The 22,575-nt window shown below is 40.6% G+C and carries 27 protein-coding genes, 1 pseudogene and 1 riboswitch; of the genes and pseudogenes, 9 read left to right on the top strand and 19 right to left on the bottom strand.

Annotated elements, in window-relative coordinates; genetic code table 11:
- Nucleotides 1-135: 135 nt before the first annotated feature.
- Complete coding sequence (locus A6749_RS18945) at nt 136-489, top strand: YgzB family protein (RefSeq protein ID WP_066394150.1); 354 nt, start codon at nt 136-138, stop codon at nt 487-489.
- Between the two features lie 117 nt (nt 490-606).
- On the opposite strand, the gene perR is transcribed toward A6749_RS18945, so the two are convergent.
- The 6 genes and pseudogenes from perR to A6749_RS18915 all read right to left on the bottom strand — a co-directional run bounded on the left by perR (nt 607) and on the right by A6749_RS18915 (nt 5,086).
- Complete coding sequence (gene perR, locus A6749_RS18940) at nt 607-1,044, bottom strand: peroxide-responsive transcriptional repressor PerR (RefSeq protein ID WP_066394144.1); 438 nt, start codon at nt 1,042-1,044, stop codon at nt 607-609.
- A gap of 385 nt (nt 1,045-1,429) precedes the next feature.
- Nucleotides 1,430-1,897 carry a thioredoxin-dependent thiol peroxidase gene (gene bcp / locus A6749_RS18935; protein ID WP_066394136.1) on the bottom strand — a complete coding sequence of 156 codons (468 nt, stop codon included), beginning with the start codon at nt 1,895-1,897 and terminating at the stop codon, nt 1,430-1,432.
- 75 nt (nt 1,898-1,972) lie between these two features.
- On the bottom strand, nt 1,973-2,365 hold the full coding sequence (locus A6749_RS18930; RefSeq protein ID WP_236719703.1) for an ion channel: 393 nt from the start codon (nt 2,363-2,365) through the stop codon (nt 1,973-1,975).
- Between the two features lie 138 nt (nt 2,366-2,503).
- Nucleotides 2,504-3,289, bottom strand: coding sequence for an ABC transporter permease (locus A6749_RS18925; RefSeq protein WP_066394132.1), 786 nt, complete (start codon nt 3,287-3,289; stop codon nt 2,504-2,506).
- 3 nt (nt 3,290-3,292) lie between these two features.
- Nucleotides 3,293-4,084 (bottom strand): ABC transporter permease, encoded by a 792-nt coding sequence (locus tag A6749_RS18920; protein WP_066394122.1) that lies wholly within the window; start codon nt 4,082-4,084, stop codon nt 3,293-3,295.
- Nucleotides 4,077-5,086, bottom strand: a pseudogene (locus tag A6749_RS18915) (ABC transporter ATP-binding protein). Before A6749_RS18915 ends, A6749_RS18920 begins: the two are co-directional and overlap by 8 nt.
- A gap of 242 nt (nt 5,087-5,328) precedes the next feature.
- Here A6749_RS18915 and A6749_RS18910 point away from each other — a divergent pair.
- Complete coding sequence (locus A6749_RS18910) at nt 5,329-6,624, top strand: glutamate-1-semialdehyde 2,1-aminomutase (RefSeq protein WP_066394118.1); 1,296 nt, start codon at nt 5,329-5,331, stop codon at nt 6,622-6,624.
- 189 nt (nt 6,625-6,813) lie between these two features.
- A complete protein-coding gene (locus A6749_RS18905; protein WP_066394098.1) occupies nt 6,814-7,893 on the top strand; it encodes an FUSC family protein in 1,080 nt (359 codons plus the stop codon).
- A gap of 17 nt (nt 7,894-7,910) precedes the next feature.
- On the opposite strand, the gene A6749_RS18900 is transcribed toward A6749_RS18905, so the two are convergent.
- The 5 genes from A6749_RS18900 to fabL form a co-directional block, all read right to left on the bottom strand.
- The gene (locus A6749_RS18900; RefSeq protein WP_066394096.1) at nt 7,911-9,677 is read right to left on the bottom strand and encodes an ABC transporter ATP-binding protein; all 1,767 of its coding nucleotides are present in this window, start codon (nt 9,675-9,677) and stop codon (nt 7,911-7,913) included.
- Nucleotides 9,678-9,857: 180 nt separating this feature from the next.
- Nucleotides 9,858-10,388 carry a nucleoside tri-diphosphate phosphatase gene (gene ntdP, locus A6749_RS18895; protein WP_066394094.1) on the bottom strand — a complete coding sequence of 177 codons (531 nt, stop codon included), beginning with the start codon at nt 10,386-10,388 and terminating at the stop codon, nt 9,858-9,860.
- 161 nt (nt 10,389-10,549) lie between these two features.
- Complete coding sequence (locus A6749_RS18890) at nt 10,550-10,807, bottom strand: YgaB family protein (protein WP_066394083.1); 258 nt, start codon at nt 10,805-10,807, stop codon at nt 10,550-10,552.
- A 186-nt stretch (nt 10,808-10,993) separates the two neighbouring features.
- Complete coding sequence (locus tag A6749_RS18885) at nt 10,994-11,302, bottom strand: gamma-type small acid-soluble spore protein (protein ID WP_066394079.1); 309 nt, start codon at nt 11,300-11,302, stop codon at nt 10,994-10,996.
- A gap of 65 nt (nt 11,303-11,367) precedes the next feature.
- Nucleotides 11,368-12,117, bottom strand: coding sequence for an enoyl-[acyl-carrier-protein] reductase FabL (gene fabL / locus A6749_RS18880; RefSeq protein WP_066394075.1), 750 nt, complete (start codon nt 12,115-12,117; stop codon nt 11,368-11,370).
- 115 nt (nt 12,118-12,232) lie between these two features.
- On the opposite strand from fabL, the gene A6749_RS18875 reads away from it, so the two are divergent.
- Entirely contained in the window at nt 12,233-12,424 is a 192-nt protein-coding gene (locus tag A6749_RS18875) for a hypothetical protein (protein ID WP_066394068.1), read from the top strand.
- Between the two features lie 46 nt (nt 12,425-12,470).
- Here the strand turns inward: A6749_RS18875 and mutY are convergent, their stop codons facing one another.
- Complete coding sequence (gene mutY / locus A6749_RS18870; protein WP_066394058.1) at nt 12,471-13,571, bottom strand: A/G-specific adenine glycosylase; 1,101 nt, start codon at nt 13,569-13,571, stop codon at nt 12,471-12,473.
- 115 nt (nt 13,572-13,686) lie between these two features.
- Between mutY and A6749_RS18865 the strand changes: the two genes are divergently transcribed.
- The gene (locus A6749_RS18865) at nt 13,687-14,667 is read left to right on the top strand and encodes a metal-dependent hydrolase (protein ID WP_066394052.1); all 981 of its coding nucleotides are present in this window, start codon (nt 13,687-13,689) and stop codon (nt 14,665-14,667) included.
- 95 nt (nt 14,668-14,762) lie between these two features.
- Here A6749_RS18865 and A6749_RS18860 read toward each other — a convergent pair whose 3' ends face one another.
- Nucleotides 14,763-15,032 carry a YfhJ family protein gene (locus tag A6749_RS18860; RefSeq protein ID WP_066401053.1) on the bottom strand — a complete coding sequence of 90 codons (270 nt, stop codon included), beginning with the start codon at nt 15,030-15,032 and terminating at the stop codon, nt 14,763-14,765.
- A gap of 128 nt (nt 15,033-15,160) precedes the next feature.
- Between A6749_RS18860 and A6749_RS18855 the strand changes: the two genes are divergently transcribed.
- The gene (locus tag A6749_RS18855) at nt 15,161-15,337 is read left to right on the top strand and encodes a small, acid-soluble spore protein K (protein ID WP_066394043.1); all 177 of its coding nucleotides are present in this window, start codon (nt 15,161-15,163) and stop codon (nt 15,335-15,337) included.
- A gap of 50 nt (nt 15,338-15,387) precedes the next feature.
- Here the strand turns inward: A6749_RS18855 and A6749_RS18850 are convergent, their stop codons facing one another.
- On the bottom strand, nt 15,388-15,711 hold the full coding sequence (locus tag A6749_RS18850; RefSeq protein ID WP_066394034.1) for a YfhH family protein: 324 nt from the start codon (nt 15,709-15,711) through the stop codon (nt 15,388-15,390).
- A 71-nt stretch (nt 15,712-15,782) separates the two neighbouring features.
- Here A6749_RS18850 and A6749_RS18845 point away from each other — a divergent pair, with 71 nt between their 5' ends.
- The gene (locus A6749_RS18845) at nt 15,783-16,460 is read left to right on the top strand and encodes an SDR family NAD(P)-dependent oxidoreductase (RefSeq protein WP_066394028.1); all 678 of its coding nucleotides are present in this window, start codon (nt 15,783-15,785) and stop codon (nt 16,458-16,460) included.
- An 8-nt stretch (nt 16,461-16,468) separates the two neighbouring features.
- Here A6749_RS18845 and recX read toward each other — a convergent pair whose 3' ends face one another.
- A complete protein-coding gene (gene recX, locus A6749_RS18840) occupies nt 16,469-17,275 on the bottom strand; it encodes a recombination regulator RecX (RefSeq protein WP_066394023.1) in 807 nt (268 codons plus the stop codon).
- A 172-nt stretch (nt 17,276-17,447) separates the two neighbouring features.
- Between recX and A6749_RS27775 the strand changes: the two genes are divergently transcribed.
- Complete coding sequence (locus A6749_RS27775; protein WP_084797900.1) at nt 17,448-17,582, top strand: YfhE family protein; 135 nt, start codon at nt 17,448-17,450, stop codon at nt 17,580-17,582.
- Between the two features lie 225 nt (nt 17,583-17,807).
- Nucleotides 17,808-17,993 (top strand): YfhD family protein, encoded by a 186-nt coding sequence (locus A6749_RS18835; RefSeq protein WP_066394021.1) that lies wholly within the window; start codon nt 17,808-17,810, stop codon nt 17,991-17,993.
- Nucleotides 17,994-18,050: 57 nt separating this feature from the next.
- Here the strand turns inward: A6749_RS18835 and A6749_RS18830 are convergent, their stop codons facing one another.
- The 4 genes from A6749_RS18830 to A6749_RS18815 form a co-directional block, all read right to left on the bottom strand.
- Nucleotides 18,051-18,542 carry a DoxX family protein gene (locus tag A6749_RS18830; RefSeq protein ID WP_066394015.1) on the bottom strand — a complete coding sequence of 164 codons (492 nt, stop codon included), beginning with the start codon at nt 18,540-18,542 and terminating at the stop codon, nt 18,051-18,053.
- Nucleotides 18,543-19,665: 1,123 nt separating this feature from the next.
- Nucleotides 19,666-20,895, bottom strand: coding sequence for a homoserine dehydrogenase (locus tag A6749_RS18825; RefSeq protein WP_066394008.1), 1,230 nt, complete (start codon nt 20,893-20,895; stop codon nt 19,666-19,668).
- A 64-nt stretch (nt 20,896-20,959) separates the two neighbouring features.
- Nucleotides 20,960-21,072: riboswitch (SAM riboswitch) on the bottom strand.
- A gap of 83 nt (nt 21,073-21,155) precedes the next feature.
- Nucleotides 21,156-21,827 carry a GNAT family N-acetyltransferase gene (locus A6749_RS18820; RefSeq protein WP_066394005.1) on the bottom strand — a complete coding sequence of 224 codons (672 nt, stop codon included), beginning with the start codon at nt 21,825-21,827 and terminating at the stop codon, nt 21,156-21,158.
- A gap of 84 nt (nt 21,828-21,911) precedes the next feature.
- Nucleotides 21,912-22,574, bottom strand: a complete 663-nt coding sequence (locus tag A6749_RS18815) for a GNAT family N-acetyltransferase (RefSeq protein ID WP_236719702.1) — start codon at nt 22,572-22,574, stop codon at nt 21,912-21,914.
- Nucleotide 22,575 lies beyond the last annotated feature (1 nt).

The following is a 22,575-nucleotide window of genomic DNA, read 5'->3' as shown; positions in this document are numbered from 1 at the left end:
TCCTGCTAGCAATATATGTTCGACAGTAATGAAAAATCTCCTTCTAAAATTTAAGACAAATTTCGACATTCTTCAATTGATATCTTTTTTCCCTTTTAAAATAAATATGGTATAGTTTCACTAGGAGGATGAAACATGGCGAAATATTCAAGTAAAATTAATAAAATTCGTACCTTTGCACTTTCATTAATCTTTATCGGCTTTATTGTCATGTATGTCGGTATTTACTTCCGTACTTCACCACTTATTATGACCATTTTTATGATTTTGGGACTCCTTTTTGTTATTGCAAGTACAGTGGTGTACTTTTGGATCGGAATGCTGTCCACGAAGACCATTCAGGTAAAATGCCCTAACTGCGGGAAACCTACAAAGATGCTTGGAAGGGTGGATATGTGTATGCATTGCCGTGAACCATTGACACTTGACCAGAATTTGGTTGGTAAAGAATTTGATGAAAAATATAACAAGAAATCGTATAACAAATAGCGGTAACAGCCGTTTTACAACGTAAGCCCGCCGCTTACGGAGCGGAACAAAAAAGGTGACTTAACCACATGGTTTTAAAAGCCATAATGGTTAAGCCACCTTTTTTAATGATACGCATTAATGCACTTCTTTCCCTGTACAATCAGGGCAGGTTCCGTAAATTTCCATACGATGGTTATCCACCTTGAACCCAGTTACATGTGAAGCTAAATGCTCGACTTCGTCTAAACCGGGATAATGGAAATCAACAATCTTTCCACAATGCTGACAAATAACATGATAGTGGTGGGTTGTAATAAAGTCAAACCTGCTGGAAGCATCACCAAAGGTTAATTCTTTTACAAGTCCAACTTCACGAAATACTCGTAAATTATTGTAAACTGTTGCCACACTCATGTTTGGGAATTTTCCTTCTAGGGCTTTATAAATTTCATCTGCAGTAGGATGTGACATCGAGTTTATTAAATATTCAAGTATCGCATGACGTTGTGGAGTAATCCTGACTCCCGTATCCTTAAGGGTATCCAACGCTTCTTTTAACTGTTTCATCGCCATGCACCTCTTTTCTAAAACATATTATTAAATTATAATTGTTATAATTAATTTTACTAATCATTTAGTACTTTTGTCAATATTGTAATGTCACAAACCCTCATTGAATTGTTTGTTTGTATTTTATGATAAATTTTTTTAAATATTTCTTTCTCTCGAAAATTCCCATTCATTAATTTCATTTTTAACTTTTTTTCATCATAACACTTTTTGAAACATAGAGAAAAGTTCTAGCCAATCAGTCTTCTCCTTTTTTTGCAAAAAAAAAGAGGCCCTTCGAAAGGACCAAAAATTTTATCTGAGGAGGTATGCCCTAATAAAATGATATTCAAATCAAGCTTCATTGCATTGGACAAATGCCTTTTCTCTGAAAAATAGGCGGCAAAAATTAAAGATTCTCTTTAATATAGGTTAAGGCTGCCTCCACGTGCCCTTTTACCTGAACTTTTCTCCATTCCTTCACAAGCTTGCCGTCTTTATTAATGATAAAAGTGGACCGCTCAATACCCATATATTCTTTGCCGAAATTCTTCTTCAGCTTCCAGACTCCATATGCTTCTGCCACCTGATGGTCGGTATCGGCCAGCAGCAGGAATGGCAGGCCGTGTTTTTCAACAAACTTTTGGTGTCGGTCTACCGGATCAGGACTAACTCCAAGAATTACTGCATTTACATCATTGAATTGCTCATGTTGGTCTCTGAAATCGCAGGCCTCTGTTGTGCATCCCGGTGTCATATCTTTTGGATAGAAATATAGAACAACATTTTTCCCTTTAAAGTTAGATAAAGTTACGGTCTCTCCGTTATGTGCTTCTAATGTAAAATCAGGCGCTTGTTTCCCTACTTCGATTGTCATCATCTTTCACTCCATTTTGTAAAATATTCCTACCACTAGCCTAACCAAACTGATGAAACAAAACAACTTTACTGCTTATTTTTCTCGGTCAAACATGACTTTGGCAACGAAGGCGGCTGGTAATGTGTAGCCGATTAACGCTTCTGTCGCGGCAATCATTCTCCCTAATCCTTGCGGGATAACATCTCCATTCCCAACGGAAAACAGCATCATCGCACTAAAATAAAAGCTTGTTTCGAAAATATTGTATCGATGCTCTTTGCTTGCTTCCGCGAGCACAGACAGCCCCATTAATTGTAAAATTAAATAGATTAGGCCAAAGCCGATGATGATTGTTAAATAGACGGTACATAAATAAAAAAAATTATCAACAGATACTATTTTCCCCTTAATTGTATTTGGAATAAACAATGTCCGAATGCTCATAAAAATACAAAACAAAACCACTGGCAGCAAAAAAATTATCACTAACAATCACCTCTATATCCAAAGGGAGATACTTTATTTCTATGCCTGCTTGGCCAATAAAATATCAAAAAGAGAAAAGGTGTCAGGCACCATGTGAAAATTTCACATGGTGCCTGACACCAATGCCACCTTTAATAATTAGTTTCCCGCACCGCGATATTTTTTGACTCCTTGATTCCACAGTATGACCGATAGACTGAAGAAGGCTATGCCAATCGCCGGTGTTAGAAAAGCGTACCAATTCCATTCATTTTTTTCTAGAAAGAAAGAAGCCGGATACACTCCAACAAATGCAAACGGTAATATCCATGTCAGCACAAAGCGGATTAATTTATTATAAATATTGACAGGATAGCGGCCGTAGTTGCTGATGTTATACATCATCGGCATGATGGATGTTTTGGCGTCGGCCCAAAAGCTAATACAGGCTAGCATCACAAAGATCCCGCCATACACAAGGGCTCCTCCGATGACAAAAATTATAAATAATATCGGGTCATACCACGATAGCGATAGTCCAAGCCGACTACCGGCATAGAACATAACGGCAATTCCGGTAATTGCCCCTAACAGCGACTCCAATTCAATCCGCTCCAAAATGATTTGAAACAGACTGTGAATCGGTCTTGTTAAAATCCTGTCCAGCTCCCCTTTAATGATATAGCGCTCATTAAAATCCCAAATGTTAAAAAACGCAGAAAACACAGCATACGGCACAAGAAAGAAGCCATAAATAAAGATGATTTCATCCCTGCTCCAGCCGCCGAGCAAATTCGTATGACCAAACACAACCAGGATAAAAATCAGATTGATAGCCTGTGACATTAAATCAGAGAAAAATTCTACAAATAAATCCGCCCGATACTGCATTCTTGTTTTTACATATTGAGAGATATATTGAAAAAACATTGAAACATAAAACACGATTTATCCCCCTTGAATGACCAGCTGTTTCTTGGCAATATACCAGAGTATTTGAATCGGCAGGATTAAAATAAGCACCCAAATAAATTGCTGACCGATGGCCGCCCATGCCTCATGCTGTGAAAAACCCTGTGTAAAGATCATGCTTGGCACATAACTGATCCCTTGAAACGGCAGAAATTTCATAATCGACTGCACCCAGCCGGGAAAGAAGCTAATCGGAAGCAGCAGTCCTGAAAACAAGTCGATAACGACCCGTTTGGCACGAATCAAACCGGAGTTATTATAAAAGAAAAAGGTCGTGATACCGGTTAATAAATTCAACTGTGTATTGATAAAGAAGCTCAGCAAGATGGAAAGCGCAAATAAACTCCACACACCTAAATCCCAAGTGAACTGAATCGGAAAAACGAAATACACAATGACAAGTCCAGGCAATGAGAAGAAGAATAGCCGGAAGATCCCTTCCCCAAGCCCCTGCATGGTTTTCATACCCAAATAATTATAAGGCCTGATTAGTTCAACAGCGACTTTTCCTTCCATAATCTCCATCGCCATTTCCCGGTCAAGATTATTAAAATAAAATGCCCGTGCCATCCAGGAAATCGCGACATAGGTCGTCATTTGCACAACAGACAGGCCTTGGATTTCCTCCTTGCCGCCATAGATCGCGGTCCATAAGAAATAATAAGCACCGATATTAATGCTGTAAATCAGAATTCCTGTATAATAATTCGTCCGGTACGCAAGCATCATCAAAAAACGGACGCGAATCATTTCCAAGTATTTATCCAACTTCGACCGCACCCTTTTCATAAATATTACGAATGATCTCTTCCGTTGAGGTCTCGTTTATTTTGATATCCTTGATTTTAAAAGCTGCTACAACAGTCGCGATAACTTGAGAAATTAATAGATCGTCATTCTCAAGGTTGGCAATAAACACCTGATCCTTTTCATCAAGTTCCCATTTAACCGGCATTCCGCTGGTGATCTTTTTAACAGCTGGAAGATCCACTTTTTCAAGAAACTGAAAATGCAGCTCTTTTCCAGATTTTCTTTTAAATTATTTAGCGCACCATCGTAAATAACCTTGCCTTCATCCAGCATAACCACCCGTTCACACAGGGCCTCAATATCTGAAAGATCATGTGTGGTAAGCAGAATCGTTGTATTGTATTTCTGATTGATTTCCTTTAAGAATTCACGAATTTTGAGTTTGACAAGTACATCCAGTCCGATTGTTGGCTCGTCTAAAAATAATAATGGCGGATTATGTATTAGTGCAGCTGCCAATTCACATCTCATTCTTTGTCCAAGTGAAAGTTTACGGACTGGTTTATCTAAAAGCGGCTCAATATCTAACGTTCGAATGACTGCCTGCATATGGTCGTCATATTGTTCATCCGTCACTTTATAAACTTTTTTTAGCAGCCGGAATGATTCCTGTACGGCAATATCCCACCATAGCTGTGAACGCTGGCCGAAGACAACCCCAATCGTGCGGACAAATCTTTCCCGCTCTTTATGGGGATTCATCCCGTTAACCCGGATATGTCCAGAAGTCGGGGTCAAAATCCCGGTCAGCATTTTAATCGTTGTCGATTTACCTGCCCCGTTCTCCCCGATATAACCTACCATTTCTCCCTGTTTAACTGAAAAACTAATATCATTAACAGCCGGAACCACTTTATAATTACGGGTAAAAAGATCCCGAAACGCTCCCTTCAACCCTGACCGGCTCGAATACGCCTTAAACTCCTTCCGTAAACCCTTCACTTCAATCGCATTATTCATCTTTCTAGTACCTCCCGATACATAACATACTAACACATCAATGATGCATGGGGACGGTTCTTTCGCTTCATTCACATGAAGTAAAATAACCGTCCGCCTTATAATCAATTATATTTATCTTTGACTTCTAGCAATATATCCGTGACTTCGCCAAATATAACCTTTACTCCTTAAATAGTCAAAAAGTTAAAACCATGAAAACATGATAAAATAAAAATGATGAAAAAATAGGAGGAAAAATCATGCAATTTTCCAATTCACAAAAGCTACATAACGAAGCATTAGAGCATATTGTCGGTGGTGTAAACAGTCCGTCTCGTTCCTACAAAGCGGTAGGAGGCGGGGCACCAGTTGTGATGGAGCGCGCCCAAGGTGCATACTTCTGGGATGTCGACGGCAACCAATATATCGATTATCTAGCCGCATACGGCCCGATTATCACAGGACACGCCCATCCGCATATTACCGAAGCAATCAAACGGGCTGCGGAAACAGGGGTCCTTTACGGAACCCCAACACCACACGAAGTTAAGTTTGCTCAAATGCTCAAAGAAGCGATGCCTTCGCTCGATAAGGTTCGCTTTGTCAATTCCGGCACTGAAGCGGTGATGACGACCATTCGCGTCGCCCGCGCTTATACCGGACGTGATAAAATCGTAAAATTTGCCGGCTGTTATCATGGTCACTCTGACCTTGTCCTTGTTGCTGCCGGTTCTGGCCCATCCACTCTTGGCACACCAGATTCTGCAGGGGTACCAAAATCAATAGCACAAGAAGTCATTACGGTACCATTCAATGATATTGAACCATTTAAACAGGCTTTAGAAAAATGGGGGAGCGAGATTGCTGCAGTCTTAGTTGAACCAATTGTCGGCAACTTCGGGATTGTCGAGCCGAACCCAGGCTTTCTCGAACAGATAAATGAGCTTACGCATGCGGCTGGGGCGCTTGTTATATATGATGAAGTCATTACCGCCTTCCGGTTCATGTATGGCGGTGCACAGGATTTATTAGGGGTCAAGCCTGATTTAACCGCAATGGGCAAAATCATCGGCGGCGGCCTGCCAATTGGTGCATACGGAGGTAAGAAAGAAATTATGGAAAAAGTAGCGCCGCTCGGACCTGCTTATCAGGCGGGAACAATGGCTGGCAACCCCGCTTCCATCCTTTCCGGAATCGCCTGCCTTGAGGTTTTAAAGCAAGAAGGGATCTATGAATATCTTGATCGTTTAGGTGCGATGCTGGAAGATGGTATTTTACAAGCAGCAAAGGAAAACGAAATCAACATCACGATTAATCGCTTAAAAGGCGCACTTACCATTTATTTCACAAACGAAAAAGTAGAAAACTACGAGCAGGCTGAAAATACAGATGGAGAAATGTTTGCGAAATTCTTCAAACTCATGCTCCAACAAGGAATCAATTTAGCTCCTTCGAAATATGAAGCGTGGTTCCTTACCATTGCCCATACGGCAGAAGATGTTGAAGCTACCTTACATGCCGTTAATAATGCATTTGCAGCATTAAAAACAGAATAATAACTCCCCATAAAACGTCCGCAAGCCCATTTTAGCGGACGTTTTATTTTTCCATCCGATTTTTAGCAACAATTTGATATTTGTTCATATAATTTTTCTTGATAATATGTTTTAATCCATGTATAGTACATTATTATTTAAGGGTATTAACTCCCCATATAACCAATTTTGAAAGGAACCTGCTAAATAATGAAGTTAGGAGCCCGCATTTTAAAAACGGGAATTGCGATTGTTCTATCACTATATATCGCTCAGCTGCTGCATTCCCCTTCACCGGTCTTTGCCGCAATCGCCGCCATCTTTGCGATTCAGCCAACCATTTACCGGTCTTATTTAACCATTATTGAACAAATCCAAGGGAATGTGATTGGTGCGATCCTTGCTGTCGTTTTTGTCCTGCTTCTTGGTAATCATTTTATTGTTATTGGATTCGCCGCCATAATTGTGATCTTATTTCATCTTAAATTAAAGCTTGAAAATACAATTGGACTTTCGCTCGTTACGCTCATCTCAATTATGGAAACAACAAGCATGAGTTTTATTCAGTTTGCGGGTATTCGTTTTTCCACGGTGATGATAGGCGTCTTCTCGGCATTTGTTGTCAATCTCGTGTTTATGCCGCCAAAATACGAAAATAAACTTTATTTAAAAATTGTCCATACAACCGAGGAAACGATCAAATGGATACGCCTCAGCATCCGCCATAATTATGATCATCAGCTGCTGAAAGAGGATATTAGAAAACTTAAAGAGAATGTACATTCGATGGAACAGTTTTATAAAATGTACAAAGAAGAACGAAGGCTTTTTAGAAAGAACGACTTGGAAAAATCCCGAAAGCTGGTTGTTTACCGGCAGATGACAATTGCAGCAAGAAAAGCACTTGATACGTTAAAACGAATTCATCGCTATGAAAATGAGCTTTTACAGCTTCCTGAGGATTTCAAGCAGGCGACACAGGAACAGCTTGATTCTCTTGTATACCATCATGAACATCTCATGCTCAGGTTTATCGGGAAAATTCCAACGCCGCCGCCATATCCTGAGGAAAATGATAATTTAAATAAAGAAGAATTATTCAATTTCTTTTTAACATTTCAAAATGAACTTTTTGGTCAAGAACAGCAGCCGCATATTTATCATATGATGCAAATTATTGCCTCCATCATTGATTACGGTGAGCAGGTGGAGCATCTTGACACATTAATCACAAGCTTCCATTCCTTTCACCATAATGAAATATCAATTGAAGGGGACGAAGCGGAATAGAAGAAACCGAAGCAAGTTTATTCTGCTTCGGTTTCCTTATGTTCTAGGGCTTGTACCTGAAATAAGTTATAATATTTTCCTTGAATCGCCATCAGTTCGTCATGGGTCCCAATTTCGACAATCCGCCCATGATCAATTAATACAATCCGGTTAGCATGCGTAATGGTTGATAAACGATGGGCCACAATAAAGGTCGTCCGGTCCTTCGCCAATTCCTCCAGTGATTCCTGAATTAAGTGTTCACTTTCCAAATCCAAAGCAGATGTTGCCTCATCCAAAATTAAGAGGGGCGGATTTTTCAAGAAGACGCGGGCTATGGCAATCCTTTGCTTTTGACCGCCGGATAGCTTGACACCCCGTTCCCCCACCTTTGTTTCATATCCATCTGTAAGATTAGAAATAAACTCATGGGCATTGGCCGCTTTGGCCGCATTGATGACCTCTTCCTCGGTGGCACCAGGTTTTCCTAATAAGATGTTCTCCCTGACTGATTCACTAAAAAGAATATTGTCTTGAAAAACAACTCCAATTTTATCTCTTAAAGACTGAACCTTAAACTTTCGGATATCCACACCATCCAGAAGGATACTTCCTTTGGTCACATCATAAAAACGCGGAATCAAACTGACAAATGTAGATTTACCTCCGCCGCTCATACCTACTAGGGCAATCGTTTCACCCTTTTTCACATGGATATCGATATCCTTTAAGACAGTTTCTTCCCCTTCGTTATAAGCAAAAGAAACAGCTTCAAACGAAATATCCCCTTTCACCTGCCGGCATTCAACCGCATTCGGGTCATCAACCACATCATACTTTTCATCCATAAGTTCAAAAACACGGTCCATGGATGCGAATGACTGAGTTATCGTTGTTGAAGAATTGACCAATCTTCTCAGCGGATTATAAAGCTTATCGATATAAGCATAAAATGCCATCATAGTTCCTAATGACAAATCTCCTTGAATGACTAGGTAGGCGGAATAGGCGATAACGAGTAATGGAGCGATATCCGTAATCGTGTTGACGACGGCAAACGATTTCGCATTCCAGCTTGTGTGTTTCAATGCTTTATCTAAAAAATTGTAATTCACTTTATTGAACTGATTTTGTTCATATTCCTCGATGGCAAAGCTTTTAATGACCGGCATTCCGGAAACACGTTCATGTAAATAGCTTTGGACTTCGGCCAGCGCCTGCGAACGAACTCTTGTTAAGCGGCGTAGGTTTCCGAAAAAAAAGCGAATCGAAAATGCGTAAAGTGGAAAAAGCAAGATCGAAACAATGGTTAGCTTCACATTTAATAAAAACATAAGAATAATAGCAATAATAATCGTGGCCATGTCGAGCCATAAGTTCATTAAACCCGTAACAACAAAGGTTTTCGTTTGTTCGACATCGTTAATTACACGTGATATAACCTCGCCTGCGCGGGTATTTGCATAATATTTAAAGCTTAGCTTTTGAATATGCTTATACAGCGCATCACGGAGATCAAATAATATTTTATTCGACGTCCATTGGGCAAAATACTGCCGGTAATACTCAATCGGGGGCCGCAGCACGACAAAAATAACAATCATTATCCCCATAATTAACATGAGTTTATGAAGTTTCTCATTAGCCGCTAGACCGGGATTTTGCACAATATCATCTACAACGTATTTAATCAACATTGGCAGAGTAAGCGGTATTGAGAATTTTATAATTCCAATGATGATTGTAGCAATAATTTGCAAGCGGTACGGTTTCACAAATGTAAGGTACCTTCGTATACTATCCAAACGAAATCCCCCTTCCTTATCTCTTTTTCCATTAAAAACGCCTGTTGAACATGTCAACAGGCGAATAAAAAAAGGCGGTGCAAGCAGAGCCAAGCTCCACTTTACTCAAGTCACAAAATAAATATGATCTTCATACTTAATTTGACGAATTCACTTTTGCGGCGCTCCGCCCCTTGTCAATCACCGTCTGTACGTTAAATAACGTTCATACCAAATATCGATAAAATCTGGAGCAAACGGGCCGGTTCGCTGTCTAATCATTTGAATCAGTTTATCGACATTCCGTTTTAAAATTTGATCAATGACATCGGGATAATTCATTTCCCGCCGATGACGTTCATATTCATCTTGGTCCAATAAATTAAAGGTCATATCAGGGTACACTTTAATATCGAGATCATAATCAATATACTTCAGTGCTTCACCATCAAAAATAAAAGGTGAACTGATATTACAATAGTAATAAATGCCATCTTCTCGAATCATACCAATTACATTAAACCAATATTGCGAATGGAAATAACATATCGCCGGTTCCCTTGTGATCCAAGTCCTGCCGTCAGATTCCGTTACCAGAGTGCGGTCATTACCGCCAATCACCAGGTTTTGCGATCCTTTTAAGATAGTTGTTTCTTCCCAGACGCGATGGATGTGCCCATTGTGTTTATAGCTATGTATTTGTACTGGTTCACCTTCGATGGGTACGCCCATTTTCTCCCCTACCTTCATTTTCGAACGCTTTGCAACCTAACCTATAAATTTACCGACAAAAGGCAACAAAGAAAAGTCCTTTTCTTATTATTATAACGGTTGTGACTAGAATTTAAAACAAAAGAGCCATTTTTCCATGGCTCTTTTTGTAAAAATCTGTTTTATGTAGAAGGAGTCAGGTTCATTTCCCGGTAGGAATCAATGACCTCTTCTGTTTGTTTTTCAAAAATGGCCTGTATTTCTTTTAACTCTTTTTTCATCAGTTGAATGTCGGCTTGGATACTTTCGAGATCTGTTTCTTCTTGCAATGCAAGCAATTCCACTTCAATTTTTTGACAGCGTTCCAGCTCCGCCTGTAGAAACAGTAATTTTTCCATTGTTGCCATCTGTTCAGAGACTAATCGATTAAACTCATCCATTCCCTCACCGCCTTTTTTTGTTCCTCTATGTATTCTTTAAAAAAACTACGATTTCCTTTGACAAGTTCTGTAGAGTGAAGGGAAGTTTTGTCGAAAATAAGGAATGCATATGCGGCCTAAAAAGATGTAATAAAAAAGAAGGCACTCATTCCGAAAGATGAGCGCCTTCTACATAAGTATGTTTAATTAGCTTTGACCGGATTTACCGGCGTTTTGATTTTTCTTAGACTCTGCTTGTTGGTTTTGTTGTCTTACTTCAGAAGCATTTGTTTCGCTTCCAAATTCAGTACCGAATTGCCCAGCAGCACCTGCTCCACCGCCTGCTTGTGCAGAACGAGCGTTTTGCTGTCTTACTTCTGCAGCATTTGTTTCGCTTGCAAATTCAGTACCAAATTGTCCAGCAGCACCTGCACCAGCAGATGCATTTTGTTGTCTTACTTCCTGGATGTTTGTTCCAGCAGAAGTTTTGTTTGGCTGTTGATTGAATTTTGCCATTGATATCACCTCCACGAGTTTAATTTACCCCGGTTCGTAGAGATTATCCTAAAAATTTTCGAAAATTAAACAAGCAATGAAATTCCGCCATCCACAATAATCGTCTGCCCTCTGATCATGCTTGATTGATCGGAAAGCAAGAACATGACGGTATTAACCATATCCTCAATTTCCACCATTCTTCCCGCAGGTGTTTTTTCTGCAGCTTCCTGAAGAAGTTCCTCGCGGTTTGGGAATGATTTTAGAGCCTCCGTATCAACTGCACCGCCGGAAACTGCATTAACGACAATATTTTTTGCCGCCAATTCAACAGCCAGGTATCTCGTCAACGCTTCAAGCGCCGCTTTCGAAACCCCCACTGCTGTATAGTTTTCCAAGTAGCGAATGGAACCAAGTGAACTAATGCTGACGATTTTCCCGCCGCCGTTCTTCTCCATTAATTTTGCTGCTTCTTGGGCACAAAATAATAGCGCCTTACTGTTAATATTGAGGGTCCAATCCCAGTGCGATTCTTCTAGCTCCATTGCCGGGCGCTGTACGCCGGATGCTGCATTATTTACAAATATATCCAATCGGCCAAATTCTTCTTCTATTTGAGCAAACATATTTTTTATTTTGCTGACATCACCGACATTTGCTTTTACAATTAACACTTTTCTTCCAAGTGCCTCAATTTGTTCAGCAGTCTCTAATGCCCCTTTTTTACTTCGTGCGTAATTAATGACAATATCATATCCTTGATGTGCCAGCCTAATGGCGGTCGCTTTGCCAATTCCGCGGCTGCTTCCTGTAACTAATGCAACTTTTTGTGTCATAAAACTTCTCTGCCCCTTTTAAAAGTGATGTAATCATTTTAGCTTTTCTGTGAATAGAAGACAATTGATATACAAAAAACTAATTTGATAAGTGCTTTGAAAGGAGTAGGAAATGATGTATGAAGGGCGCGATATGACGGAGCTGTCATTGATGTCAATTACCGATTGGAAGGATAACGAGCTGGGGTATTTTCACCATGCATTGCAGCAAGTGACGCCTTATTTGAACAGTGAGGGGCAGACGATTCACCGCGAAATCATGGATGAAATTCAAAGTCGGGGCGGGACTCAGCAGCTGGAGCTTTAAAAAGAGGTCATTGGCGACCATTCATGAGAAAGGTCGCCATTATCTATTATTTCTCCAGGGATTCTAGATACATCTTGAACATCTTCTGATAAGGAACTGGAAAAGCAAATTGTTCGATTTCATCGATTGTAACAAGCTTCCACTGATCATTTCCTTCAAACTCACTGTTTATTTTTCCAATATAAACTTTAATGTTCCAAATCAAATGGGAAAAAACATGTTCGACTTGACCAATGATTTTTTCCAAGTCCGGGTCAATACCGATTGATGTGTTAAAAAGCTCCTCTAAATGGCCCCGCTCCCCCTCTATCGGGTGCTCAATCTCGACATTTGGAAATTCCCATAAGTTTGCAAGCAATCCCGTTGAAGGACGTTTATGAATCACGATCCGCCCGCTTTCATCCACTAGTATAGCAGCTGACAGTTGCACATTACGGGTTTTTGTTTTTTTCGTCTTCACCGGCAGCTCATTTTGAATTCCCTCTTCAAAGGCCTGGCAATGTTCACAAACCGGGCATAATAAACAAGCCGGAGATGTTGGTGTGCATACTAACGCACCGAGCTCCATTAACGCCTGATTAAAAGCAGATGGGTCCTCATGCGAAATCAGTTCACGAACTGCCTGCTCAAATACCTTTCTCGATGCAGGCCGTGCTATGTCTTTCCAAATTGAAAGAACCCGCGAAATTACCCGCATTACATTGCCATCCACCGCAGGCTCCGGCACACCATAGGCAATACTCAAAATCGCCCCCGCCGTATAAGGACCAACACCTTTAAGCTTGGAAATCTCCTCAGGGGTGTCAGGCACCACGCCATTATAATTTTCCCTCACTTCCCTAACGGCAGTTTGTAAATTTCTTACCCTGGAGTAATATCCAAGTCCTTCCCATGCCTTCAGTATTTTCTCTTCATCGGCATCTGCTAAATCGTCGATTGTTGGGAACCACTCAATAAATCGATTGAAATAAGGTATCACTGTATCGACTCTTGTTTGCTGAAGCATAATTTCTGATACCCAAACTTTATATGGATCTTGGTCCTTTCTCCATGGCAGGTCGCGCTGTTCTCGTTTAAACCAGGTAATTAAATCATTCTGGAAATTTTCTATATTTATTTTTTCTAAATTATTTACTTCGTTTGACATACTTTTTCCTCCATATTGATAAACAAACCATGAAAAGGGTATATAATAATAAGTAACTCGTTATACGATAATTCACTTTGTCAGTTTTGACAAGAATATTGAGGAGGCTTTCCGTTTGGATACTGGAACACATGTTGTAATGGGCATTGCACTTGGCGGGCTGGCAACACTTGATCCAGCTGTCGCGAGCAGCCATGTTACGACAACCAGCGTGTTGATTGCAACTATTGCCGGATCGCAAATACCAGATATAGATACTATCCTGAAATTAAGGAATAACGCCATTTACATTCGGAATCATCGGGGAATTACCCACTCTATGCCCGCGGTGATTTTATGGCCGCTCTTGCTTACGGCTGTGATTTATCCGTTTTTTTCAGGGGCGAACCTGTTACATTTATGGGCTTGGACCTTTGCTGCCGTTTTCATCCATGTCTTTGTTGACATTTTTAATGCTTACGGTACTCAAGCGCTTCGTCCATTTAACTCCAAGTGGGTAGCTTTGGGTTGGATTAATACGTTTGATCCGTTTATTTTCGCGATTCACTGTTTGGGAATTATCGCTTGGATTATGGGAGCACACCCTGGATTCACATTTCTAGTCATGTATTTTATCGTCATTGCCTATTATATCAAGCGATATCAGACCAGAAAGCGGGTATTAATGGAAGTAAGAGTACTTATTCCTGATGCTACGGAAATCATCGTTGCTCCAACAATGAGATTTCATCAATGGCGGATTGCTGCCATGAATGAACACATCTTTTTCGTTGGCAGCTCGGTGGACGGCAAAGTGGAAATTCTCGATCGCTTTAAACGCATCCCTGTACCAAATACACCGGTGATTGAGGCAGCTAAAAAGGATCATAATATTTCCGCGTTCCTTGCCTTTTCACCTGTTTATCGCTGGGAAGTCGATGAATATGATGATTATTATGAAGTCAGGTTTATTGATTTACGGTACCGAAGTAACGGACATTATCCATTTGTGGCAGTAGTTCAATTAGACCGCGGTTTAAAACCTATCAAATCTTATACTGGCTGGGTCTTCAGCGAGAAAAAATTACGTAAAAAACTAGGAGTTATCCCAGGATAACAAGGATTAGAAAATTATAGCCCGTATATAGGGAGATTGGAGCGGAAATCAATATGCACAGCCAAAAGCGGCGACATTTCTGTCACCGCTTTTTTTTAATGCAAAGTATTCTTGTCCTGTTCAAGAAAATGCTTATATTTTGGATTTGTGGCGTTAAATTCATGGAGCTTCTCCCCATAATTTTCAATCCATTGCTTGACGATTTTCTCTGTCATATCGCTTCCCATGTATTCCTCGCCGGCTCTTGCATAGGTCGTTTCAAAATCCTCCCATAGTAATTCAACCCATGTGCGTGCTTGATAATAGGAAAGGTGATCATTTTTTTCAAGCAGTAATTTTGCTAACCGTTCATGATAATCGTTCATCCAAACACCCCGTTGCCATTTTCTTTTTAACATAAGTAAAAAATATAATGCAAATACTAACTTAACATGGTAAGCATGGCAAAAGGCGATGCTTACCATGTTCTCATTCCCTTTCTTGGAGGTACAACATGAGAAATAAAGAGCGCAATTTCCCTAATCAAAATAATAACAAACTAGAAGGAGAACCGCGGGCGAAAGCGGAATATGCATCAACCAGAGCGGACGGCACCATCAATACACATCCACAAGAACGGATGCGGGCATCCGGCGAACGCGATGATGAATCGCCGCAGGTTTGGAAATAATTTCGTAGAAAAAGACAAGCCAGAGAAATCGTTCTCTGGTTTGTCCCAATTTATTTACGTTTGCCTAATAACGAAATTGGCAGTGCTTCTTCTTTGCCATCACCGCTTAATCGATAGCCCCAGGCAAACACACCATTCATATAATCAATTTTGAAAAACTCCCCGGGGGCGCCGTCAATCTCGTAAATTTCCCCGGCTGTAAATTGATTAGGATCCAATAAATAGGCACGCGCCATTTGAACTTTTCTCTCTAAAACGGCAAACTCATTAATGATCCCCAATTGCTCTGCCTTCCGTGCTTTTTCTTTAAGGGAAGCAATTTCCTGCCATAATTCTTGTTCCGTCATTTCACTATAGCGTCTCTCCTGCTGCATTCGATTCACTCCCATTTATCGCTTTATTTTAGTATAATTTCTTTTATCAAATTAATAAAGGGGATAATATGATGAAAACGATTATTGTTACTGGCGGAGGTACTGGTTTGGGCAAGGAATTAGCCTTGTTATTTGCTCAAAAAGGGTATCACCTGCTGCTAACCGGTAGAAATGCTAATACATTAACGGCAGCAAAAATAGAAATTGAAGAAAACGGCGGCAGGGCTGATATTCTCACTCTTGATATTCGCAGCAGTGAAGAGATTTCGAAAAAAACAAATGAAATTACCGATAAATATTCCGTTTATGGCTTAATTAATAATGCTGGTGTAGGACATTTTGGTCCATTTCAGGAAATTAGTGAACAAGAAATCCGCGAAATGCTGGAAACAAATGTTTTAGGAACGATTCTGATGACGAAAGCAGTATTACCACTGCTGGAAAAACAAGGCGAAGGCCGGGTCATGAATATTATTTCTACTGCTGGCCTGCGCGGGAAGGTACATGAAGCAGGATATTGTGCCAGCAAATTTGCTGTCAGAGGCTTTACCGAAAGTCTGCAGAAGGAATATGCCTACAGCAATATTCAATTTAATGCTGTTTATATGGGCGGCATGGATACACCGTTCTGGGCTGAAAGCGACTATGTGAAAGATCCTTCCAGGTTAATGTCGGCAAAAGAAGTGGCAGAAATCATTATCGAAAAAATCAATCAGGACGAAATTATTATTGAAAATAAAAAATCATGACGGCGGCGTCATGATTTTTCCTGTTCTGATAAATATTTTTCAATCAATTCTATTGAAAAGCCCTTGCGATATAATGCCTGCTTCATCTTTTGCACATACTCAAATCCTGTATATTGTGCGTACTTCCGGTGGACCTTTTCCCCTTGATGCCTAATAGCATCCAGTTCTTCGTCACGGTCATCAGTTACCGTTTCCTGGAGGACGATTTGAATGACTTCAAATGAATATCCTTTGCGGAGCAGCTGCTGCTCGAGCTTTTGCTTTTGAATTTTCAAAGAATCCTTTGAAGGCTTTTTGAAAAACTTTTCCCCCAGTTTTACAGCTTTGTCAATTTGCTGCTCTTTAGGGAATTCTGTTAAGGCGGCATGAATTATTCCTTCCGCAATTCCTTTTTCTTTTAATTCAAGCTTAATGATATCCGGTCCCTTATCGGTTGTATTGGCCATCGTCCTCACAAAGGCATTGGCAAATTCCGAATCATTGATATACTTTTGTCCATTTAATTTATGAATAACCTCATGAATAGCGGGTTCTTCGAATTCTTTTTTACTGAGATGATCCCTGATTTCTTTTTCCGAGCGAATCCTTCTTGCCAGGAATTGAACGGCTGAATTGTACGCCTTGCGGATGTCATCCTGATATTGAATTTCCACTAAGGAAAACTCATCAAGCTCCATTCCTTTTTTTAATTGAAATTTGATTAATACATCACTATCAACACTAAAGGCAAATTCCTCGCCCTTGCCATAATCCATGAAAACATTGTAACGGTCCTGATTTTTCTGCTGCGTGGTGATTTTCGTAATAATGGCCATGTCCTCACCTCAACACTACTTTACCATATTCTCCAAGGCAAAATTGTTACAAAAATATATTTTTGTGAAATTCGGTATCTTTCCGGGCCTTAAAGGCAAAAATGATTTTGAGTACATATTGTACCATGCTTTTTAATTCGATTAACAAATACTGTTGAAAGGAATGAGCATGATGGGTGGAAAGAAGAAAAAGGATTTAGGCAAAGGCAAATATTCATTAACTAGCACACAAGAGGTGTTATATCAGCGCGATTTTAAAATGGCGGATCGTGCCGGCGGATTTACAGATCGGAATACGAAGCTCTAAATTTTACAGCGACTCTTTTATAGGAGTCGTTTTTTTTAGTCGCGGATAATGTGTCGTTACTTGCGATGGGAATCATTACTTGCGGAAAACACTTCTTGTGAAATGCTCCTTTTCATCACTTAGCCATATGAAAGTTTTTCCCATTCATGAACCTTCTTAAAATGTAAAAGCTAATAACGGGGCCTTTTCGGTTCTCATTAGTTAACATGAAAGGGGTTTTCACTAATGGGTCGTTCACGCGGACAAAGATCACGCGATAAAAACAAGGCATCTCTTCCACAGGTGCCAAAAAACATGAAATCTGACGGCAATGATGTAGAATTTTCTCAAGAAATAGCAGACCAAGCGGATCTTGAGGCACAAGCAAGAGCAAATGCTGCCAATCAGCGGGTAAGAAGCCGTAAAAAATAGACATCAAAAAAAGAAGCAGGCGAATTTTTATCCTGCTTCTTCAATCTATTATAGGAGTTAATGGGTTACCGTTTTTGCCTGCTCTTTTTTGAAAAAGCCTTTTATATAAGGTACTGCGAATCGGTCTAGTCCGAAGTAGTAAGCACCTGCGCCTGCGAATAATAGGATCATGGCAATTGTATATAGGATTGGGTTGGTGCTAGTTGTACCTGCAAGCATAAAGTTCAAGTTCATAAAGGCTCCGGCAAGTAATGCTGGAATAGTAGCTAAACCAACGATTAAGCCAATACCGACTAACAGCTCGCCCCAAGGAATCAATACGTTAAAAATATCAACGTTAGGAATCGCGAATTGTTGTAAGAAATCTGCATACCACGCTTGCACTGCTGGATGTTCCCCGGCTGCATTGGCAAGTGCCCCTTTAAGGAAGCCGCCAGCGTCGAACCCGCCTGTTATTTTTCCAAAACCTGCTGTTACCCACTGATAGCCAAGATAAATCCGTAAAACTGTCCAAACAACCGCTGCGATAGGGGTTTTGTACCATCTCATCACAATCATCTCCAAATGATTATATTTTTGATATGAATTGATCAGCCAGCTGTTTCATGTAGCGAAGTTTGTGAGTTTTTTCACTATCTTCTCTACACTTTTAATATACGCTCCCTTTCATACAAAAACAACGGCTTTCACAGTTTCTTAACATTTAAATGTTAGAAATTTGAATAGATTGTGAACTTAATGATTTCATCATTTTTTGTCGTTTTTTGCGGATATTGTGGTTGTTGTGGACAGACTTATAAAAATACTGATATGACTTGGTTCCCAGGAAGTCTCTAGATGTTAACAACTTAACGCAAACAACCTGTGGATAATGTGGATAAGTCTGTGGAACACTTTATAATATAGGACTTTTGAAGTGGATAAAATTCTGGATAAAAAAGAGCACCCTTATGTCGGATGCTCCTTGTTTTAAGGATGGTTAATACTATATAGGATCTCATGTGGACAGTTTCGACCCAAATCATTAGCTCTCTGTTCTCATAAACGCTTCATGAGGACAGTTCCGACCCAAATCTTTAGCTCTCTGTTCTCATAAACGCTTCATGAGGACAGTTCTGACTCAAATCATTAGCTCTCTGTTCTCATAAACGCTTCATGAGGACAGTTCTGACTCAAATCATTAGCTCTCTGTTCTCATAAACGCTTCATGGGGACAGTTTCGGCCCAAATCATTAGCTCTCTGTTCTCATAAACGCTTCATGAGGACAGTTTCGGCCCAAATCATTAGCTCTCTGTTCTCATAAACGCTTCATGAGGACAGTTTTTGACCCAAATCTTTCGCTTGCCGTTCCCATAAACGCTTCATGAGGACAGTTCCGACCCAAATCCTCCGCTCTCTGTTCTCATAAACGCTTCATGAGGACAGTTCTGACTCAAATCATTAGCTCTCTGTTCTCATAAACGCTTCATGAGGACAGTTCTGACTCAAATCATTAGCTCTCTGTTCTCATAAACGCTTCATGAGGACAGTTTCGGCCCAAATCATTAGCTCTCTGTTCTCATAAACGCTTCATGAGGACAGTACGGACTCAAATCTTCGGCTCTTTGTTCCAATAACCCCTTCATGAGGACTGGACAAACCAAAATCATTCACTTGCCGTTCTCATAAACGCTAAATAACGGTAACGGCTGCCTTATTTAAAACCGACAAATCGATTTCACCAAGAATGGAAAAATAACAAATTCCCGGTTGTTGTGCAGCAAGCACATCTAAATCTTTTTTAGCAGCTTCGATAAGAAGAATCCCTTCAGAGACCTCTTCCACCAAAGTCACACCCGAACTTTCGGCAAGTCCTTGGACTAGCCAGTATTCCTTTTGTTCCACGGTTTTAGATGACCCGATACATTCAGCCGTAGTTTTAACAGCATTACGTTCAGCCGGACGGCTTTGACATACATAGACCAAATCCTCAATCATCGCACTGGCGGTTGGAAACATTCCTGCTCCTGGCCCCTGCAGCGTTATTCTGCCGACAATATCGGAGTGAACATTGACTGCATTCTCTACCCCTTCAACATGATAGAAGGGATTCTCATTACCCACCAAGACCGGTTTTACAGACGCAATAATGTAACCGTCTTCCCGGCTGATACTCGCCACATGTTTAAACCGGAGCTCCGATTTTTCCGCTGCCGCAATTAATTCGCTCGTAATCGATGTAATTCCCTGCCGTTCAACATCCCGCCATTCCGGTTCTTCGCCGAAAGCAATTCTGCTTAGAATCATTGCCTTATAAAAGGCATCGAAGCCCTCAATATCATTAGTTGGGTCGGCTTCGGCATAACCGTTTTCCTGTGCCTGACACAAACTTTCTGCAAAGGACTGCTTTTTTTCTCGCATTTCAGAAAGAATAAAGTTAGATGTACCATTTAAAATACCTTGAATAAGCGAAACACGATTAATTTTTAGAAGCTGTCTAAGTGTTTGAATGACTGGAATCCCGCCCGCAACCGTCGCTTCATAGCCAACTGATACATTGTTTTTCTTCGCTAAATCAAGCAATTCTTTTCCATGGTGGGCAAACATTTCTTTATTGGCTGTTATGATATGACAGCCGCGTGCAATGGCTTTTTTCAAAAAAGTGAAGGTGGGCTCTTTGTCGACGATGGCTTCAATTACCACATCAAGCTGGGGGAGCCCGAGGATTTCATCAAAATCCGTTGTTAGAAGAACCTCTTCACCTACATCCCTTTTCTTATGCTTATTTTTAATTAAAATGGCGGCTACTTCCACCTTTTTTCCAAGAACAGCAGTAAATTCAGCTGCGTGCGATTGGATTGTCCGGTATACCCCTTCACCAACCGTTCCAAAGCCTAAAATGGCTACCTTAATAATTGACATCCAGCATTTCACCCCTTTATAAAAATAAAAAACCTCTTCGATAAGAAGAGGTTTTTTATTCCTCCTCTTATCTTTCAGATCTAAAAAAGATCTGCAGGAATTAGCACCTTTTCAAGGATCACCTTGAAGGTTGCCGGGCTTCACAGGGCCTAGTCCCTCCGCCGCTCTGGATAAGAGTTTTATATTAAACTTTTATTAATTTTCCAATAATTATAGAAAATATTAACTGAAACTACCGATAATGTCAATAGTTTCTTTCATTAAAGCGGTAATAATTCAATTGTTTCCCTTGCTGCAATAGTGTCAATCATATCAAGCCATTCCTGTGGCTTATTGGATAAAACGGAATAATAAGTTGTTAAGAATTCCTTTACAAGCGGTGCCGGCAGCACCTCGAGATCTTCATCTGAAGGCATGAAGCATAAATCGAGCCCGCTGACTGCTTCGCCCGAGTTTTCCCATGATGGATGAACATAGGCTAGATCCAGTCGTTTATAGCCTAAATGGGACAAAACTTCACGGCGAACATATGGATCCATGACTTTGACGCCGCCAAATTCATGATGCTCGACCCGATATGGATCATAAATTTCAGCGAACATCCCGAAGAGCACTTTACCATTTTCTTTCGCAAGTTGATTTAAATCCTTTAAACGATTTTGTGCCAAATAGCGTCCAAGACCAAGACCATGCTGGCTGATAATCGTGAAATCCGTCATCGCAATATTCCAGTCTGGATAGTAGCGATATTCTGTTGCCCCTACAACTTTATCGCCGTGGACAGCAACAAAAACGCGGATCCCTGGGTCTTCCAAGGGTTCTTTCCAAAGCTTATATTCTAGCACTTCCTCCGGAGGGAAAATTTGTCCCATTAAGTCATGAAGCTTTTTAAAGTTTGGATCGTCAATACTTGTAATACGTTTGTATTCCATTTCTATGTAAGCCTCCTTTGAAAATTGTCCAGCTCCAGCTCCCAGCGACTAGTATACGTCGCTAAACGGTAACTTCTGCATTTCTTATTTAAATGGATTTTTCCATTCCATTAATACTGCATTGTTATGCGATTCTTCATCTTCAAGATAGTTTTGTGCAATTTCTAACGGCACCCGGCCGCAGCGGAGCAAAAAGCTGATGACAGGATCCTTCATCTCCCCATTTATAATGGCCGTCAAGTACTGTTCAGGTGTCATTTTATCAGCCGCTTTATGGTAGCCGGGCATACGCCCGCCGCCAAGCAAGCGGTCATAGCCTTTTTCAATCACTACATGGTACATCGCCTGCATCATCAGCTTGCCCAGTCCTAATTTACGATATTTCGGGCGGACGCTGATATCGACAATATAAAGTGTATTTCCGTTAGGGTCATGATTCCTGATGTAACCGTGGTCGGTAATTTCTTCCCATGTATGGCTGGCATCATTCGGATTAAAATTCACGCATAGCCCAGTGAGCGATCCGGCTAACTTGCCGTCAATTTCCACACATAATGCACCCTCGGGAAAAAGCGTCACATGATTGGTCAATTGTTCCTCATTCCACCACAGGTCCTCAGGAAAAGGGGGCGGAAAGCATTCGGATTGAATCTCAATAAGCTGATCAAAATCAGCCTTCGTATAGCTGCGAATGCATACCAGAAGAGGCCGGTCCTGGTCATATACATAGAATTCACTACGATACACA

The organism is Neobacillus mesonae, assembly GCF_001636315.1.
Lineage (GTDB): Bacteria > Bacillota > Bacilli > Bacillales > Cytobacillaceae > Neobacillus > Neobacillus mesonae.
The sequence above is the reverse complement of the archived record's forward strand: the minus strand, read 5'-3'. Positions and strand labels throughout refer to the sequence as shown.